The organism is bacterium, assembly GCA_016786595.1.
GTDB lineage: Bacteria > Bdellovibrionota_C > UBA2361 > SZUA-149 > JAEUWB01 > JAEUWB01.
Genome location: JAEUWB010000054.1, coordinates 23,822 through 41,633, shown reverse-complemented (window position 1 = coordinate 41,633; position 17,812 = coordinate 23,822). Strand labels below are relative to the sequence as shown.

The window sequence follows — 17,812 nt, the reverse complement described above, 5'->3', positions numbered from 1 at the left end:
CCGTGACAGCTTACCTCCTAGTTAACACAAGTTCTGGTAACGAAGCTGGCCAAAAGCTTTTAACAACAAGTGCGTCGCTGGCTAAAAGGCTAGTTGCCTACGCTCAAGAAATTGACTTCAATAATCTTGCTGAGCAGCTGCGCCTTGCGCAGCAATACCCGCTGATTTTAATTGCCGGTGGCGATGGGACAATTTCTGCCGTGCTAGCGCAGTTGACTAAGTATTCCGGTCGAATTGGCATCATTCCGCTCGGGACTGGTAACGACTTAGCGCGGGAGCTAAAAATCAAAAAATGGGACGGCCAGGGACATACTTTAAGGTCTTATTTAGAGTTATTTCAGAAAGCCCAGCCGATTAAACTGACTTTATGGCAAGCCCAGTGCGGAGGCGCAACTTGGGTTTTTTCTAATTATCTATCCCTTGGATATGACGCGCAGATTGTTGCGGATTTTGCGATTAGCAGAGGAGCTAGAAAGTCGAGTGTTTGGCTGAATCGATTTCATTACGCTAAAATTGCGATCCGCTATTTATGCTCTAAGCAAAAATTGTCTGCGCTTACGATCTCGGCAGATGGGCAAAACTTAAAATTACCCGCAAAACTTAAGAGTATTATTTTTTCAAATATTAAGTCGATTATGGGCTTAGGCAGGATTAATAAAATCAGTAATCCAAGTGATCAGTTCTTGGAAGTGAATTTTGTTCACCAGCTGCTCAATTATCTTACAATGATTTTACCGTTCTTAGGTGGTTTGATCGGACGCGTGACGACAGCTTCCGCCCAGCAATTTGTAATTTCAGGATTAACAACCGACCTAGCGCTACAGATCGACGGAGAGGCAAGAAAACTCGAAGGCACTGAGCTTAAAATTTCTAAATTTGGAGAGCTTGAATTGCTCCAGATGCCCTAGGGAAAAAAGAACCCTTCGACTGCAACTGCTACATTGGCTTTAATTTCTTGGAGAATTTTCATCAGGACACTGTCCAAGTATCGCCAGAGTTGAAAAGTTTCTTTAAGTTTTCATCAGCGTTACCAGCCGGTGGGCGCAAGTCAATCAAGGCTTCAAAGGCCGGCCTTTTTTCTTGGTAAAAAATTCCAATTGGCATTGGAAATTCGGGAAATGGTAGACGCGCAATCAGTGCAGCAAGAGCGTGGTTATGCGCATCATAAATTGAAACCCCAGCTTCAAGTTCTTGGCCAGCCTCAAATGTGACTAGACGAGCCTTAAAATTCTCGATGGCAATACCTTTGTTCTTTTCTTTGCCAAAGACCATAGGCTTGCCGTGCATGAGGCGTAACTGCTTTTCCTCTTTAACTTCGCGCTCGACGAAATTATCAAATGCTCCGTCATTGAAGATATTACAGTTTTGGTAAATTTCAATTAGCGCAGCGCCTTGGTGATCGGTTGCGGCTTTAAAGATTTCAGTGAGGTGTTGCGAGTCACGGTCAATTGAACGGGCAATGAACGTTGCTTGAGCTCCCAGTGCTGTTAAGACTGGATTAAGTGGGTAATCGCTTGACCCTTGAGGAGTAGATTTAGTGACTTTCCCAAGTTCTGAGGTCGGTGAATACTGACCTTTGGTCAGCCCGTAAATGCGATTATTGAACAATAAAATTTTAATATTTGGGTTACGGCGCAAGATGTGAATAAAGTGATTGCCTCCGATACTCAAGGCATCTCCATCGCCAGTGACCATCCAGACATTTAAATCTGGCCGGGTGACTTTAAGGCCTGTGGCAATGGCCGGAGCGCGTCCATGGATTGTATGAAAGCCATATGTATTCATGTAGTAAGGGAAACGACTCGAACAGCCGATTCCTGAAACAAAAACTATATTATGCGGTTCAATGCCGAGCGACGGTAAAAAGCGCTGCACAGTTGCCAGAATTGAATAATCTCCACAGCCCGGGCACCAGCGCACTTCTTGGTCAGATTCAAAGTCCTGCTTTTTTAGTTGAATTTTTTCAGTAGTAATTTCCATTATTGAGCCGTAAGAAATTTCTTGATTTCAGCTAAGACCTCGCCAACTTTAAGTGGCTGTCCGGCAACTCGATTAAAACCGAGCGCGTTAATTAAATACTTATCACGTAGCACCGAGCGAAGTTGTCCAAAGTTAATTTCAGGAACAAGGATTTTTGAGAAGCGTGGAAGAATTGTTCCGAGGTCTGGTGGTAGCGGATTCATGTAGTGAAGATGAATCCGTGATACTTTGTGACCTTCCTGACGAGCCAGCCGGCAAGCTTCGCGTAAGGTGCCCTCTGTGCCACCCCAGCCTACGACCAATAATTCACCAGAGTTTTCACCTTCAATTTGCGTTTCGGGAATGAATGACTGAATTCGCTCGATCTTTTCTCGACGCAGTTCGCACATGAGATGATGGTTGTCCGGGTCGTAAGAGACGTTTCCGGTCTTATCTTGCTTTTCGAGCCCACCAATTCTGTGAGTTAGGCCTGGTGTGCCAGGCTTAACCCAGGGGCGCGCCAGGGTTTTCTCGTCACGGAGGTATGGCAGAAAATCACCTCTAGGATTATTGTGAGCAGTTGTAAAATTTACTTTAAAGTCAGCGAGTGCTTGCGGATCAGGAATTTTCCAAGGCTCAGCTGTTGTTGCAATAAAGCCGTCAGAGAGAAAAATGACTGGTGTCATGAAAGTTGTCGCAATGCGGCAGGCTTCATAAATCAGATAAAACGCGTTGTCCGGTGAGGAAGCAGCAAGCACGCAAACTGGCGCTTCGCCAGCGCGCCCATAAATTGCCTGTAGTAAATCGGCTTGCTCTGTTTTCGTTGGCATACCCGTGGAGGGGCCGGCGCGCTGCACGTTAATGATCACTAAAGGAAGTTCAGTCATCACGGCCAGTGCCATTGCTTCAGTTTTTAATGAGATTCCAGGCCCACTTGAAGAAGTAACTCCAAGGGAGCCACCGAATGCAGCACCAACGGCTGAACAAATCGCAGCGATTTCATCTTCAGCTTGAAATGTCGTAACACCGAGCGACTTATGACGAGCTAACTCATGCAGTAAGTCGCTTGCCGGGGTAATCGGATATGCACCAAAAAATAGCGGCAAACGTGACTTTTGCGCAGCGGCAACTAGTCCGTAGGCAAGCGCTGTAGTGCCATTAATATTTTTGTAATGACCCGGAGCTAATTTAGCTGGCTTAATTGTGTAAGCCACATCGAAAATCTCAGTTGCCTCGGCATAGGTAATACCGGCTTCAAAAGATTTAAGGTTTGCCTCCATGATTTCAGGAGTTTTGCTAAATTTAGTCTTGATCCACTGCGTAGTATGTTCATAGGGACGGCTGAACATCCAGAGCACAATGCCGAGGGCAAAAAAGTTTTTCGATCGCTCTACTTCCCGTGTTGAGAGACCAGAGCCATCAAGCGCATCTTTAGTTAAGCGCGACATTGGGCACACATAGACACGATAGGCATCTTTTAAAGACTGATCCTCGATTGGATTAGTTGTGTAGCCGACACGCGAGAGGTTTTTCTCGGTAAATGCGTCTTCATTAAGAATTAGAATGCCACCTTTTTTTAAATCCTTAAGGTTAGCTTTTAAGGCTGCAGGATTCATGCAGACCAGCGCTTCGGGAGTGTCTCCGGGGGTATTAATTTCGAGACTTCCAAAATTAATTTGAAAAGAACTTACTCCGGGAAGTGTTCCAGCTGGTGCGCGAATTTCTGCAGGAAAGTTCGGGAGCGTTGCCAAGTCGTTACCTGCGATTGCAGATTCATTAGTAAACTGTGCGCCAGTGACTTGAATTCCATCTCCAGAGTCTCCCGCAAAGCGCACGACTACAGATTCAAGCTCTTGAATCTTATGGGGATGACTTGGATGTGGGCGGTCTTCAGCAAGCATTCTCAACCGTTTATTTACACTAGTTGTTTAAATAGTTTAGCGAAAATTTGTTATAGGAGAAAAATTAATCCCGAGCAACTTTAGGATTAATTTTGTATTCCGAGCTGTTTTATGTCATTTTACCAGCCCCAAACTGCTAACTTTATGCGTTATTATTTAGATGCAAATGCAAGCTCAAAATTAAGACCCGAGGCTGAGCAGTGCCTTGCCGAATTACTGCATTCGAATTCAGCAGCAAATGCCTCTAGTGTTCATCGCGAAGGCCAAGCTGCGCGGGCCTTAATCACTAAATCCCGTAAAAGCATCGAGCGGTTTATTTTTGCTAATGAACGCACGCAGGCAAATATCGTTTTTACTTCAGGTGGAACCGAAGCTTGCAATAGCTTAATCCACGGTTTTGTCGGTGGTCGCTATGATAAAATCAGCACCAATCAAGTAGCCTGCAGAGTTGTTGCTAGTGCAATCGAACACCAAGCAGTGCTTGAGCCCTTGCGTGCTTTGCAAATTAAACAAGTAGTTCAAGTTACAGAAGTTCAGCCTGAAAGCACCGGTAGGATTGACCCAGGAAAATTCTCCCAAGCAATTACTCCAAACACAGTCTGCTGTTTTTTGATGGCAGCTAATAACGTTACTGGGACTATCCAACCGATTGTGCAAACTGCCCAGAAAATCCGTGAAGCAAAGTTCACTGCTGCAATTGTTTGCGATGCTTCGCAGGCCTTCGGGAAATCAGATTTTTCTGCGGCCGCAGCTTTTAATGCAGGCGTGGATGCCATCGTCTTATCCGGCCACAAGCTTGGCGCACCACAAGGAATTGGCGCAATAATTTTTTCACCACGAGAAGATTCCTGTAAATTTTTTGAGCCCTTACTTGTTGGAGGTGGTCAAGAAAATCGTTTTCGTTCGGGAACAGAAAATCTTTTCGGAATTGCGGCACTTGGTGCGGTTTTGGATCGTTCTGCTGAGAGTTGGGCTATGGAGCGCGAAAACTTAGCCGCCTATCGTGACGAACTTGCCCAAAGGCTAGTCGAAATTTATCCGGCTTGCCGGATCTTATCCAAGTTAAGCGATTCGTCTAACCTGTCTGCTGATCAGTCAGAAGTAGGAACGCTCGTAAATACGCTGGCTGTTAGTTTTCCTGGAATCTCTGCGCAGGACTTAGTTGTTGCACTTGATCTTGCCGGTCTTGCCGTTTCTACAGGGTCAGCCTGTGCTTCGGGCAAACAAGAAACATCTTACGTTTTTGATACACTCGGGCTTGACCCGGAAGTTAGTGCAGGTGCGCTACGCATTAGCTTAGATTGGGATTTTAAAGCTGAGATGATTCCGGAAGTGACAAAAATCTTCGCTCAAGTCTTAAGTCGCTTTACTAAAAGTCATGCCGCAAAAAGTAAGACGATGACAAACGCGACACAGGGTACAATCTCTTCCCGTACAATTGTTTAAAATCATGCAGCAAGTTAATTCTGAAAATCTGCCTTTAGTTTGTGTCGCGATGAGTGGTGGAGTTGACTCAGCTGCAGCGGCGCTACTGCTGAGTCAAGCCGGGCACCCCGTAGTCGGCGTGTCGATGCAAGTCTGGGATTATCGCAAGAATACGGCAAACCATGGGGTGAATGCTAAAAAAGCCACCTGCTGCGCACCGGCAGACTTTAACGATGCCCGTGAAGTCGCCGACAAGTTAGGATTCCCGTATTACGTTTATGATTTTGAAGGTTCGTTTGAGAAGGAAGTGATCGCGCCATTTGTTGATGCCTACTTAAACGGCGAAACACCTAATCCCTGCATTCTTTGCAATCAAAAAGTAAAGTTCTCAGTGTTGCGTGAACGCGCAGCTTTACTTGGCGCAGAATATGTCGCCACAGGTCACTATGCACAAATTCTCCAACGTGCTGATGGCTCGAAGGGGCTATATACGGCAGCTGATCGCGCCAAAGATCAAACTTATTTTCTCTTCGGTCTAAGCCAGGCGGAACTTGATCATACAATCTTTCCAGTTGGAGGCATGGAAAAGCCTCAAGTGCGGGAGGTTTTGTCGATTTCAGGCATGAGTATGGCAACTAAAGGTGAAAGTCAGGATATTTGCTTTGTTACCAGCGAAGTCGGTGAGTTTATCGAGAAATACGCCGATCGTTATTCTGATCGTCAAATCCAGCCTGGTGAGTTTATCACTAAAGCTGGTGAAAAACTTGGCAGTCATTCCGGAGTTCATCAATTTACAGTGGGGCAGCGCCGCGGTTTAAATGTCAGTGGCCGAGAGCGATTGTATGTGCTTTCAGTTGACCAGGATTCAGGCACAGTTGTGCTTGGTGAGAAGTCAGATTTGGACACAAAATGCTTTCAAGTTCGTGATGTAAATTTCATCAACCAGAATTTGCCGCTTGAATTTGAAGCTTTGGTTAAAGTGCGCTATCGCAGTCCAGGATATTTAGCACGGGTCAAAAAACTAAGCCCCACGCGAGTTGAGGTTGAGTTTTTCGATCAAGGCACAGCAATTAGTCCTGGTCAGGCAGCAGTTTTCTACGCAACTAAAAAAGATCATACAGGCTTCGTTGAGGTTTTTGGCGGTGGAACGATTAGTAAATAATACTAAACAGCAGCCTCAGCAGCGGATTGCCTTTCAGACCTTAGGCTGTCGCAGTAATTTTGCCGATACAATTGACCTGCAAGCTCTGATTGCAGAAAAAGGTGCCACAGCTTGTGAATTAAACAATGCAGCCAATGTGTTTGTCTTAAACACCTGTACTGTCACAGACGAGGCTGACAAGGAAGTCTTACGTCAACTTAAGCGTGCGAAACGAATTGCACCAGAAGCAAAGATCATAGTGACTGGATGCATGGCTGAAGTTTCGCGGGACGAGCTTTTGGCTACAGGCTTAGTTGATGCGGTCATTGGCCCAGGAAGGAAAAGTGAGCTTGTTAGCGAAATTTTTTTTGGAGTAGATCAAACAGAGTCTACAACTCCCGAAAAAAATCAAGAGCTAGTCCAGTTACCAAAGATTTACCCCTCGGGTAGGCGTCCCAAGCGAAGCTTGCCGGAGAGAAAATCAATTTCATTAAGAGATAAAATCTCTCCTGCGTTAGTTGGTCCTGGAGAAAAACTCGGGGAAGTAGTGCAGCGTGCGCGTTATCATTTACGGGTGCAAGAAGGCTGCGAGAATTCCTGTACATTCTGTATTATCCCGCAAACTCGAGGACGATTAAGTTCGCGTGAAATAGAGGAAATTAAGCGTGATATTGAGGTTCTCTACGCAAAAGGCTACCGCGAAATTGTTCTAACTGGTACCCATTTAGGTGGATATGGCGAGGAAGTTGGGCAGTCCTTACTTGGGCTAATTCAAGAATTATTAAAGCTTGATTTCCCGATTCGCTATCGTTTGAGCTCAATTGACCCAAATGATTTATCTAAAGATCTTATTGACTTAGTTGCGGCTTCGATTTCTCAAGGAGACAAATTCGCCAAACACCTGCATATCTGTGTACAGGCGTTTTCGCATAGAATTCTTAAACTCATGAACCGTAAGTATTCACTCGAGAACGTCTACGAACTTGTTGAATATATTGGGCAGGTGCTGCCTGGGATTGGTCTTGGAACCGATGTGATTTGCGGTTTCCCAGGGGAGTTACGCGAAGAAAGTGAAAGCGGAATCGTAGAGTTCGAACGTCTACAATTTACCTATCTTCATGCTTTTCCGTATTCCGAGAGGGCGGGCACTGCCGCAACGCGGCTAGCCGACAGCGTTTTAGTTAGTGAACGTAATCGTCGAGCTGCGCGGTATCGCGCCGCATCAAGTCGTAAGGAGTGTGCCTTCGCTCGAAGTCTGATAGGCCGGAACGTTGACGTTGTTCTGGAAAATACTAGAGACTGTGAGTTTGGCGGGACGACGAGTGAATTTCTAAATGCTCGAATTAATCGTCCTCAGGATGTTGAGCGTAGCAAGGAATTGCAAGTGGGTAAGATTGTAAAGGTTCAAGTGATTGGTGTAGAGCAGGAGCGTAACAGACTAATATGCGATTTTTAGTTCCCGCAAAAAAAACAAAAGAAGTAGCTCGTGGCGGGAAACGATCTCAAGGTTCTCAAAAAGAAAGAGAGATTTGGGATGATTTCCTGGACGGTAAAAAACAAAAAAAGAAAGTCGCCTTCGAGAAAGATGCCGAAGGCCGCTTTACGGAAAAGCGCGAAAAAGGGCAGGAAAAAACCTTAGGTGCAGTGCTTGATCATCTCAAGGAAACTGCAGTCGGGCTTGAGCATGAAGTTGTTTCCACGCGTAAGGATTTTGAAGTTTTAGAAGAACGCCTCGGCTATAAATTCACAAATCGCTCGCTCTTAGAGCGGGCCTTAACGCATCGATCGGCGTTGGGACCTCAAGACCGGCTTGACTACGAGCGCCTGGAGTTTTTGGGGGATGCGGTCTTGGATCTAGGCGTTGCACATTATCTAATTAACATTCACCCTGAAGCGCGAGAAGGCGACCTCTCTAAAATGCGAGCCGCTTTGGTGAATACTTCAGCACTTGCTAATTTTGCCAAAGAATTAGAAATCGGACCTTTTATCCGTTTGGGTCGAAGTGAATTTGCCAGCGGTGGAGCGGAGCGCCCGTCAATTCTAGCCGACGTAATGGAGGCCGTGTTTGGCGCGCTTTATCTAGATAGTTCTTTTGATCGCGCGCTTGAAGTGATTCAAGGTGTTTTTGGCGATAATCTGGCTTCAGTTGTTCCGAGTGATCCTAAAACGGAATTACAGGAAGCGCTTTATGCTGCTGGCAGCGAAGCTCCGCAGTATCTTGTGGAAATGGTTGAAGGGCCTGAGCATGCGCCAACTTTTGTGACAATTTGTGTTGTCGATCATGAGATCGTTGGCCGTGGACGAGGAAATACTAAGAAAGCTGCGCAACAAGAAGCCGCATCTGAGGTATTGAGAAAACTCACTCCGAAGCATCCGCTATTGAATCTAGTTGAAGGTCAAAATGCGATTTTTGCCCCAGCGCTATTGGTGACAGTGTTGCCTGCTCAAGCCCAGTAAAGCATTGCTTCGGCTTCATTACTTAGACTTAGGCTTGAACTTATACTTCCCCTTAACCTTTAACTCTTCCCTTTTTTGAAAAAGGGAAAGGATAAGATTAAGTATAAGTTCAAGCCTAAGCCTAAGTTGTGCTCAGAGTGAACGTATAGTTTTTCATTTATTTGCAGAAATTAACTGAAACAAGTAATAAAACAAGAGCATTTTTGTAGTTTCATTCAACAATTGAATATTGGGTAGAAGACTCTTTGTCCTCGGCTGGAAAAGCATATTAGCGCGTGCAGTCGCATACTATGTTTTTCGATGTCGAGGTGACCGAAAAGGTTTTACTTCGTTGTTTGGGAAGATACAGCTCTGTTCCTTTGACTTCTTTGGGTCACCGGAGCAGAGCTCCTATCACCATGGATGAAAAACCCAAATCTCGAAACACGGACGTGCATGACTTGCCAACCGGCAAGCTCACCTTGACGCGGACACTTGGCGGGGACCCGCTAAAATCCAGCATTCTCTTCAGCCTTGACCCTGGGCATAGTCGAACCCTTAAGCGGCTTGAGGATGAGCTCATGGCGCAACGTGGAAAGATGGAGATTGAACTTGAGATCGTTGAAAAGTTTACTCGAGGTAAAAATCAAGTTCGAATTGCGATCACAGCGCCAGAAGCGTTAAATGTCATCCGACTTGATGTCTTTAAGCCAGAAGAAAGTGAAAAAGTTGTTGAGCTTTGCACAGTGAGTTCGCAGCTAATCTCTTCAATGGATCTTGGTTACATTTATGTCGTGCGCATTTCGGTTGAGACGATCCTAGCTGCAGTGCTTGATGTAAATGCCAAGGCAAAGATGGGCGAGCTTGATTTCATGCCGCTTTTTTACTTACAACTTGAGCGCGTATGGCCAGAGTTCGAGGATTCAGCTTTGCGGTGTCGATTGTGTTATTACAAGTCTGGGGTGCGGATTCTCAAAAATGCATTTCCCCGACATTCTTATCCAAAGCAAAGCACCAAACGACGAGCAGGGAATGCTGGTCTAAACTGACCCCAAGGATGGATGTCTCATGTTTTCACATGTCACCCCGGCATCCCCTTTTTAAAGACGAAAGATAAATTTCGAGGACAAAGAGCTAGTCGACGGCTTTATGATAATAAGCAGTAGTCTACTATCGCCGGTCTTTCTCTGTCTGCTCTAAGTCTATAAAACTACAGTGATTTTAGTAAATTTAAGGTTTTTAAGGATGCGTTTTAGAATTTCAGAAGCATAACATCCTCAACAACAGATAGTTGTCAAGGGCAGTCGATTGGCTGGTTGATTAATTTTTTAATGAGGTTTTATGCAAATTACTAAGAAAATTTTCCTAACATTTATATTTTGTTGCTGTTTCACTTCGAGTGCGTTTGCCATTCCAAGTATCTGCCCAATTGTTGAAGAAGTAGCTGGAGATACGAACTTTGATGGAGTCGTATCCCCTGAAGAATTAACATTTTTAGTTGCTACATGTTCGGTTTCTCATGAGTGCAAAGAGGGAGCGCAAAAGGGAAAATTCTGTCCTACGGGTGAGACAAACTGTCCTGCAAACGAAGCCTGTAAGGAATTTCGCGCGAATTGTTATCGGGAAGAAAAAATTGGTCCAATTAAAACCAAGATTAAATGTTCGACAATCATTAAGGATGTAGCCTTTTGTGGTTGTGATAATGAGCAGAACAGACTGGCACTTGAAGCGATTAAGGAAGCTTGTCGTCGAGCTGGCTTTGATAAAGGCTGCTAATATTCTAAATCATAAAGACAATCAAGGCGGCCTTGTGCCGCCTTTTTTATTTTTAGTCTTATTTTTTAGCGCGAAAGCATCCTGCCACATGGTCATCAACCATGCCGGTAGCCTGCATATGAGCGTAACAGATTGTGCTACCGACGAAAGTAAAGCCGCGCTTCTTTAAGTCTTTTGACATCGCGTCAGATTCTCTTGAAGTGGCTTGAATACTTGTGCGCGTCGGGCGCTTCTTAGGCTTAATCGTTTTGTAGTTTGTAAATTGCCAGATATATTTCGCAAACGAACCGAATTCTGCTTTAACTTTTAAATAGGCCCGTGCATTTTTAACTGCACCTTCAATTTTAAGACGATTACGGATGATGCCTTCGTCCCGCATTAATCGCGCGATGTCACGCTTTGTGAATTTAGCGATTTTCTTTGCATTGAAATTGCAAAATGCTTTTTTGAAATTCTTACGCTTACGTAAAATTGTAATCCAACTTAAGCCGGCTTGAAAACCTTCAAGAATTAACATCTCAAAGAGCTTGCGATCGTCATGCACGGGAACTCCCCACTCAGAATCATGATATTTAACGTAGAGTGGGTCAGCTCCGCACCACCAGCAACGCGGTTTAGTATCAGCATTAAGCGTTAAGGACTTATTCATGGTCATATATAATATCTATATTCTCCTAGTCGGCAACGATCCGCTATAACTGCTCGCCGAGAAAGGGGGACTATTCTGAGGATCTGGGCTTAAATCCTAGCTTAACCTCAATACATCAGGCTATTATTTATTTGTCTGATATGCTAGTAGTCGCGCCTCGTTTATGGACGCTACAGACTACAAATTCGGATATGTTGCCCTCTTAGGGGAAGCCAATGCAGGGAAATCGACCCTGCTTAATGCCATACTCGGCGAGAAACTCTCGATTGTTTCGGATAAACCGCATACGACACGAAATCAAATCCTCGGGGTGCTCACGACTGCGGCAGCTCAAATTGCTTTTCTCGATGCTCCGGGATTTATACGTAAAGCAGAAAAAAGCGCACTAAAGACACTGATGAAAAATGCAATTCGCGAAACCCGCGAAAGTGCCAACGTAATCATTTATTTGATTGATAGTGTAAAAGTTATTCGCGACAAACAGCTACTGGAGGCAAGTAAGTCAGAAATTAATAATTTAGCTGTGGATTGCCCAGTGGTGATTGCACTTAATAAAATTGACAAAATCGACAAGCAGCGGTTGCTGCCATTGATCGCAAGCTTTCAAGATTTGTTACTGAGCAGCGAAACGCGGAAAAGTATTACGATTGTGCCAGTTTCGGCGCTAGAGCGCGATGGAGTTTCTCCATTAGTTAGTGAGTTATTACGTTTGTTGCCCAAGGGCTCAAAGCAGTATGCTGATGAATTTTTGACTGACCGGTCAGAGAAGTTCCTTGCATCCGAAGTGATTCGTGAAAAACTTTTTGCGGTTATTCATCAAGAAATTCCCTATCGAGTTGCTGTGCATCTCGAATCTTGGGAAGAAACTGCTGAATTAATTAAAATATCAGCCTGTATTATTGTGGAAAAAGAGTCGCATAAGGGTATTATTATTGGAGCAGGCGGTAAGACTTTAAAGCAAATTGGCACACAAGCGCGGCTCGAGTTAGAGGATCAGCTGGAGCGCAAGGTTTATATCTCATTATTTGTTAAAGTAATTACTGATTGGACGCAAAGTGAAGCTGGGCTAGTCCGCGCCGAGCAGCATCATCAAAATTAGCAGCAACACATGGAAAAAAAACGTATTCCGATTATTGCCATTTTAGGTCGCCCCAATGTTGGCAAATCGACACTCTTTAATCGTGTTGTAGGCAAAGAACTTGCCGTTGTCGACGATATCCCGGGTGTAACGCGTGACCGCAACTACGCCTTAGTAGGCCGTTATGAAATCCCGTTTTACTTTGTTGATACTGGCGGCATTATTATCGGAGCTGATTCTGAAATTGACACACAAATTGTCGAGCAAGCTCAGGCGGCAATTGCTGAGGCTGACGTAATCGTGATGCTCTTTGATGGCAACGATGGATTGCATCCAGATGACCGTGAGATTGTGCAGATGCTCCGCGCGCAAACAAAACCTGTAATTTTTGCTGTGAATAAGTGTGATGGGGTTGAACAGCAAGGCAAGATTTGTGAATTTTTCGAATTAGGTTTTGATGAGTTACATGCGCTGAGTGCCAAGCATGGCTATCAAGTGCAAAAGCTTGTCGATAAAGTTTTCTCCTTATTACCTAATGCCGATGAATTGCGGCAACTTTCAACTTCCGATCAAGTTGATCATGAGGCAGAAATAGAAAAAATTAAAACGGAACTCGAGAATTCTTATCGTCGCGAAGGCTTGGCTGATCAGGAAAGTGTAGAGATTGACCGCAGTCCAATTTTTGCGCCTGTTTTTGAAGTGACTGAAGGGGATGAAGCAGGATTGCAGGCGAATGTCTCAGCTTATCTTAAGTTGCATCGTTTACGTCCGCTTGAGGAAGATCGCGTTGAGGCGCCAGCTGAGGAAGAGCTTGCGACGGAAGCGCCGGAAAGTCTGGTGCCGGAGCTGATTCGATTAGCTTTTATTGGTCGGCCGAATGTAGGAAAATCTACGCTTTTAAATGCGATTCTCGGTGAGTCGCGGGTGATTACTTCGAGTGAGGCTGGGACTACGCGTGATGCGGTGACGGTGCCGTTTGAATTTAAGGATCAGACATTTTTGCTGACTGACACTGCTGGCTTGAAGCGAGATAATCGTGCTGAGTCGCTTCAGTATTATAGTTCATTGAGAACCTTGCGTGCGCTTGCGGGAGCGGATGTCGCGATTGTGGTGATTGATGCAACGGATGGGCCGAGTCAGCATGATGCCAAGATTTTAGGAATGGCGCATGAGGAAGGAGTGGGGATTGTGCTGGTGTTAAACAAGTGGGATTTGGTGGAGAAGGATCATAAGACGGCAAACGAGTATAAGTTACGAGTAAAAGAAGTTTTTAAGTTTGCGCCGTATGCTGAAATTGTGACGACTAGTGCGCTTTCGGGGCGACGTGCCCCGAAGATTCTTGATGCTGCGCGGCGGATTGCGGCGTCGCGGCTGAGGAAGATTCCGACTGCGCAGTTAAATCGTGTGCTCAAGTCTGCTGCGGAGGAAGCTTCGACTCCGTTTTATCGTGGTCAAGAGATTAAGCTTTATTATGGAGCGCAGGTTGCTGTTGCTCCGCCGCGTTTTGCGCTGTTCTTTAACTATCCTGAGCAGGTGCATTTTTCTTTTATTCGCCACTTGAAAAACGCGATTCGTGAGAGATTTAGGTTTGTGGGGACGGACATTAAGTTTGTTCTGCGCGAGCGCTAGGCAAAGTTCTACGCACTTAGTTAATCAGTAGTCCTTACTGAAATAGACCTTTTGATCAACATGTTTATAGACTCTGGGCGGGAAGAGGTTTTCAGAAATGGCTCGCCCTCGGCCAAACTGATCTGCTAACTACCAGCAAATATGACTCGGGCTGCGCTTTACTTTCTTCAAACCTCTCCCCACCCAGAGCCTCAGCCACCCACAGCATTAATTTTAACAGTTGTTTTTCTATGGTTATTTAGGTTCAATCAATATTCGATAAAGCGCAGAGCGGAGCCCTCGGAGCTTAAAGTAAAGGCCAATTTCATTAATGACACAAAGCGCAAGCAGATTATCTCCCTTAGTCTACGCTGAAAGAATATATGTTTAGCCACGAAGTGGTTCGTTTTCTTTGGTCTTACCTTTCTTTTTTGTAAAGAAAGGCGGCGAGGTGCGGTTTTTTGGTTGGTGCTGGCGCGTAGTTGATGGATAGGAAGTGGAAAACCACGGAGTGGTTCGTTTTCTTTGGTCTTACCTTTCTTTTCCGTAAAAGAAAGGTAAGTTGCGGAAAATGTTGATTTCTGATAAGCATCGGCATGGCTCAACAGAACAGCAATTCATCAACAGACAAATTTCAATTAGCATTAACATTTGACGACGTACTTTTGCGTCCGCGTTATTCGGATATTTTACCGCGTGATGTATCGGTGCAGACGGAGTTGGGTAAGGATTTGACCTTAAACATTCCGTTATTGAGTGCGGCGATGGACACGGTGACGGAGAGTGAACTAGCGATTGCGATGGCGCAGGAGGGTGGTCTTGGGATTATTCACAAGAACATGAGTCCGGCGGAGCAAGCTGAGGAGGTTAGTCGTGTTAAGAAGTCCGAGAGTGGGATGATTAGTGAGCCGATTACGGTTAATCCTGAGCAACCGTTACGTGATGCTTTGCAGATCATGGGGCAATATCGGATTTCGGGGTTACCGGTGACGCGAGCTGATGGGAAGGTTGTGGGGATTGTGACGAACCGTGATTTACGGTTTGAGACGGAGATGAGTCGTCCGATTAGTGATGTGATGACGAGTAAAGACTTGGTGACGTGTAAGCCGGGAACGTCCTTTGAGGAAGCCAAGCAATTATTGCACAAGCATAGAATTGAGAAGCTGTTAGTTGTTGATGGGCAGGGCAAGCTTGCTGGATTAATTACAATTAAGGACATTGAGAAGAAGCGAAAATTTCCGAGTGCCTGTAAGGACGCTTTAGGAAGGTTGCGAGTTGGGGCGGCGGTAGGGGTTGGTGTGGATTTGGACGAGCGGCTGGAATTGTTAGCGCGTGCGCATGTGGATGTGATCTGTGTAGATAGTGCGCATGGTGATTCGGAGGGCGTGATTAAGGCGGTCAAGGCGATTCGTCATAATTATCCGGCGTTGACGGTGATTGCGGGTAATGTTGCTACGAAGTCTGGTGCGCGGCATTTAGCTGAGGCTGGTGCGCATGCGATTAAAGTTGGAATTGGGCCGGGTTCGATTTGCACGACGCGAATTATTTCGGGAGTGGGTGTGCCGCAAATTTCTGCGATTATGGAGGTGGCAGAGGTGCTTAAGGGCAGTAGTGTTGCTTTAATTGCGGATGGTGGAATTAAGTATTCAGGTGATGTGGTTAAGGCCTTAGCGGCAGGTGCGCAGATGGTGATGATTGGATCGCTTTTTGCAGGCACGGAGGAGTCGCCTGGTCAGACGGTTTTGTATCAGGGCAGGAGTTACAAGTTGTATCGAGGGATGGGTTCGCTTGGTGCGATGAAGCAGGGGTCGAAGGATCGGTATCGTCAGGGGCATGAGGATGATCCGGGTAAGCTTGTTCCTGAAGGGATTGAGGGGCGTGTGCCGTATAAGGGGACGCTTTCGAGTTTGATTTATCAGCTTGTAGGGGGATTGAGGGCTGGGATGGGTTATTGTGGAGCGAAGAATTTGAAAGAGTTACGAGAAACGGCGGAGTTTATTCGCATTACAGCGGCGGGGCTTGGTGAGAGTCATGTGCATGATGTGTTTGTTACGGAAGAAGCTCCTAATTATAGCAAAATATGAGATTTGGCCAACTTGGCTTAAATCTCATATTTTACAATTACAATTCAATTAAAGGATAGCATGCAAGCTCAAGTAGTAATTTTAGATTTTGGTTCGCAGTATACGCAGTTAATTGCGCGAGCTGTGCGAGAGCAGGGCGTTTATTGTGAAATTCTTCCGGGGACTGCAGCGGCGGACAAGGTTTTATCGAGAAATCCGAAGGCGCTGATTCTTTCTGGGGGGCCCTCTTCTGTTTTAGCTGCGGACGGGCTTTTTGCTGACAAGCAAATTCTTGAAGCTAAGTTACCGATGTTTGGGATTTGCTATGGCATGCAGATTTTAGCGAAGCATTTTGGGGGCGTGGTTACGGGTTGGGGGCGGGCTGCGCATGCTGCTGATGAGGCGCAAACTGGAGCGGATGAATCTGGTATACGTGAGTTTGGGCGTGCAGAGGTTTCTTTAGCTAGCGCTGAGGGTCCATTTAAGGCGCTTGGAGGTCAAAAGACGTTTACTGCGTGGATGAGTCATGGTGATAAGATCACGCAAAACCCCCCAGGGTTTAGGACGATTGCTACTTCTGAGGGGGCTCCGATTTGCGCGTTTGGGGACGAGGCGCGAAAAATATATGGCGTGCAGTTTCACGTTGAAGTTCATCACACGCCGCAAGGCAAAGAAATTCTAAAAAGTTTTCTATTTGATGTTGCCAAGCTGGAGAAAGATTGGAATCCAGCGCAATTTGCAGACACTGTAATTGCTGATGTGCGGGCCAAGGCACCGCAGGGGAATGTTGTCTGTGGTTTAAGTGGTGGTGTTGATTCGACTGTTGCGGCTGTGCTTGTGCACAAAGCGATTGGTTCGAGGCTGCACTGTATATTTGTGGATAATGGATTGTTGCGTGAGGGCGAGCGTGATGACGTTGAGAAATTTCTTAAGCCTTTGGGGCTTAATTTGCATATTGTTGATGCATCGCGACGTTTTCTTGACGAACTCAAAGGGGTGACTAACCCGGAGCAGAAGCGCAAGATTATTGGGCGAGTCTTTATTGATGTCTTTGAAGAGGAAGCGCAGCGCATTGAAGCTGTGGAGTATCTTGTGCAAGGCACGCTGTATCCCGATGTGATTGAAAGTGTTTCTGTCGTTGGCCAATCGGTAACGATTAAGAGTCATCATAATGTCGGTGGTCTTAAGGATGTGATGAAGCTTAAGTTGATTGAGCCGTTGCGTGAGTTATTTAAGGATGAGGTTCGGGTAATTGGCCGAGGTTTAAAAATTCCGGATAAAATTATTGATCGTCAACCTTTTCCTGGTCCGGGGTTGGCGGTGCGTTGTCTTGGAGAAATTACTGATGACAAGCTCGTGCGTTTACGTCGGGCTGATAGCATTGTGCGGGAAGAGGTTGAGCGTGCTGATTTAGCAACTGTGATCTGGCAATCTTTTGCAGTATTGCTTCCGATTCAAAGTGTTGGTGTGATGGGTGATGGTCGTACCTATGAACAAACAATTGCTGTGCGTGCGGTAACTTCGGTCGATGGAATGACTGCGGATTGGTATATGTTTCCTGAGGAAGTATTACGGCGCATGGCTTCAAGAATTATTAATGAAACTCCTGGGGTGAATCGTGTAGTTTTAGATATTTCCACTAAGCCTCCTTCAACGATTGAATGGGAGTAGTTAGATGAGCGATCTTGGGTCATGTCCTTCGTTGCGGAACATTTTTTCGTATTTCATGTATTACGATACATTGGAAATCCTCAAAAATTTCCGCGCCTCGGCTCT

14 protein-coding genes are annotated in these 17,812 nt (G+C 45.6%); 11 read left to right on the top strand and 3 right to left on the bottom strand.

Going from position 1 to position 17,812, the window contains the following annotated elements:
* Positions 1-2 precede the first annotated feature (2 nt).
* Positions 3-908: a hypothetical protein gene (locus JNK13_09340; protein MBL7662940.1), complete on the top strand. Its 906-nt coding sequence runs from the start codon at positions 3-5 to the stop codon at positions 906-908.
* Positions 909-969: 61 nt separating this feature from the next.
* Here the strand turns inward: JNK13_09340 and JNK13_09335 are convergent, their stop codons facing one another.
* A complete protein-coding gene (locus tag JNK13_09335; GenBank protein ID MBL7662939.1) occupies positions 970-1,980 on the bottom strand; it encodes a 2-oxoacid:ferredoxin oxidoreductase subunit beta in 1,011 nt (336 codons plus the stop codon).
* Complete coding sequence (locus tag JNK13_09330; GenBank protein MBL7662938.1) at positions 1,980-3,860, bottom strand: 2-oxoacid:acceptor oxidoreductase subunit alpha; 1,881 nt, start codon at positions 3,858-3,860, stop codon at positions 1,980-1,982. The genes JNK13_09335 and JNK13_09330 overlap by 1 nt, the downstream gene beginning before the upstream one ends.
* A 111-nt stretch (positions 3,861-3,971) precedes the next feature.
* On the opposite strand from JNK13_09330, the gene JNK13_09325 reads away from it, so the two are divergent.
* From JNK13_09325 to JNK13_09300, 6 genes are all read left to right on the top strand, one after another.
* Positions 3,972-5,306, top strand: a complete 1,335-nt coding sequence (locus JNK13_09325) for an aminotransferase class V-fold PLP-dependent enzyme (GenBank protein ID MBL7662937.1) — start codon at positions 3,972-3,974, stop codon at positions 5,304-5,306.
* Between the two features lie 4 nt (positions 5,307-5,310).
* The gene (gene mnmA / locus JNK13_09320) at positions 5,311-6,447 is read left to right on the top strand and encodes a tRNA 2-thiouridine(34) synthase MnmA (protein MBL7662936.1); all 1,137 of its coding nucleotides are present in this window, start codon (positions 5,311-5,313) and stop codon (positions 6,445-6,447) included.
* The gene (locus JNK13_09315; GenBank protein ID MBL7662935.1) at positions 6,428-7,882 is read left to right on the top strand and encodes a radical SAM protein; all 1,455 of its coding nucleotides are present in this window, start codon (positions 6,428-6,430) and stop codon (positions 7,880-7,882) included. Before mnmA ends, JNK13_09315 begins: the two co-directional genes overlap by 20 nt.
* On the top strand, positions 7,870-8,883 hold the full coding sequence (gene rnc / locus JNK13_09310; protein MBL7662934.1) for a ribonuclease III: 1,014 nt from the start codon (positions 7,870-7,872) through the stop codon (positions 8,881-8,883). Before JNK13_09315 ends, rnc begins: the two co-directional genes overlap by 13 nt.
* Positions 8,884-9,281: 398 nt before the next feature.
* Positions 9,282-9,911, top strand: coding sequence for a hypothetical protein (locus JNK13_09305; protein ID MBL7662933.1), 630 nt, complete (start codon positions 9,282-9,284; stop codon positions 9,909-9,911).
* Between the two features lie 292 nt (positions 9,912-10,203).
* On the top strand, positions 10,204-10,638 hold the full coding sequence (locus JNK13_09300; protein ID MBL7662932.1) for a hypothetical protein: 435 nt from the start codon (positions 10,204-10,206) through the stop codon (positions 10,636-10,638).
* 58 nt (positions 10,639-10,696) lie between these two features.
* Here the strand turns inward: JNK13_09300 and JNK13_09295 are convergent, their stop codons facing one another.
* The gene (locus tag JNK13_09295) at positions 10,697-11,287 is read right to left on the bottom strand and encodes a DNA-3-methyladenine glycosylase I (protein MBL7662931.1); all 591 of its coding nucleotides are present in this window, start codon (positions 11,285-11,287) and stop codon (positions 10,697-10,699) included.
* A 163-nt stretch (positions 11,288-11,450) separates the two neighbouring features.
* Here JNK13_09295 and era point away from each other — a divergent pair, with 163 nt between their 5' ends.
* The 4 genes from era (at position 11,451) to guaA (ending at position 17,707) form a co-directional block, all read left to right on the top strand.
* Entirely contained in the window at positions 11,451-12,386 is a 936-nt protein-coding gene (gene era / locus JNK13_09290; GenBank protein MBL7662930.1) for a GTPase Era, read from the top strand.
* A 9-nt stretch (positions 12,387-12,395) separates the two neighbouring features.
* Positions 12,396-13,994, top strand: a complete 1,599-nt coding sequence (gene der / locus JNK13_09285; GenBank protein MBL7662929.1) for a ribosome biogenesis GTPase Der — start codon at positions 12,396-12,398, stop codon at positions 13,992-13,994.
* A 575-nt stretch (positions 13,995-14,569) separates the two neighbouring features.
* On the top strand, positions 14,570-16,057 hold the full coding sequence (guaB, locus tag JNK13_09280) for an IMP dehydrogenase (protein ID MBL7662928.1): 1,488 nt from the start codon (positions 14,570-14,572) through the stop codon (positions 16,055-16,057).
* 60 nt (positions 16,058-16,117) lie between these two features.
* Positions 16,118-17,707 (top strand): glutamine-hydrolyzing GMP synthase, encoded by a 1,590-nt coding sequence (gene guaA / locus JNK13_09275; GenBank protein MBL7662927.1) that lies wholly within the window; start codon positions 16,118-16,120, stop codon positions 17,705-17,707.
* The last annotated feature ends 105 nt before the right edge of the window (positions 17,708-17,812 follow it).

What these genes read in the sequence shown, in the direction of transcription:
- JNK13_09335 (MBL7662939.1), bottom strand. Translation starts at nt 1,980, where the DNA reads ATGGAAATTACTACTGAAAAAATTCAACTAAAAAAGCAGGACTTTGAA.
- JNK13_09330 (MBL7662938.1), bottom strand. Translation starts at nt 3,860, where the DNA reads ATGCTTGCTGAAGACCGCCCACATCCAAGTCATCCCCATAAGATTCAA.
- JNK13_09325 (MBL7662937.1), top strand. Translation starts at nt 3,972, where the DNA reads ATGTCATTTTACCAGCCCCAAACTGCTAACTTTATGCGTTATTATTTA.
- mnmA (MBL7662936.1), top strand. Translation starts at nt 5,311, where the DNA reads ATGCAGCAAGTTAATTCTGAAAATCTGCCTTTAGTTTGTGTCGCGATG.
- rnc (MBL7662934.1), top strand. Translation starts at nt 7,870, where the DNA reads ATGCGATTTTTAGTTCCCGCAAAAAAAACAAAAGAAGTAGCTCGTGGC.
- JNK13_09305 (MBL7662933.1), top strand. Translation starts at nt 9,282, where the DNA reads ATGGATGAAAAACCCAAATCTCGAAACACGGACGTGCATGACTTGCCA.
- JNK13_09300 (MBL7662932.1), top strand. Translation starts at nt 10,204, where the DNA reads ATGCAAATTACTAAGAAAATTTTCCTAACATTTATATTTTGTTGCTGT.
- JNK13_09295 (MBL7662931.1), bottom strand. Translation starts at nt 11,287, where the DNA reads ATGAATAAGTCCTTAACGCTTAATGCTGATACTAAACCGCGTTGCTGG.
- era (MBL7662930.1), top strand. Translation starts at nt 11,451, where the DNA reads ATGGACGCTACAGACTACAAATTCGGATATGTTGCCCTCTTAGGGGAA.
- der (MBL7662929.1), top strand. Translation starts at nt 12,396, where the DNA reads ATGGAAAAAAAACGTATTCCGATTATTGCCATTTTAGGTCGCCCCAAT.
- guaB (MBL7662928.1), top strand. Translation starts at nt 14,570, where the DNA reads ATGGCTCAACAGAACAGCAATTCATCAACAGACAAATTTCAATTAGCA.
- guaA (MBL7662927.1), top strand. Translation starts at nt 16,118, where the DNA reads ATGCAAGCTCAAGTAGTAATTTTAGATTTTGGTTCGCAGTATACGCAG.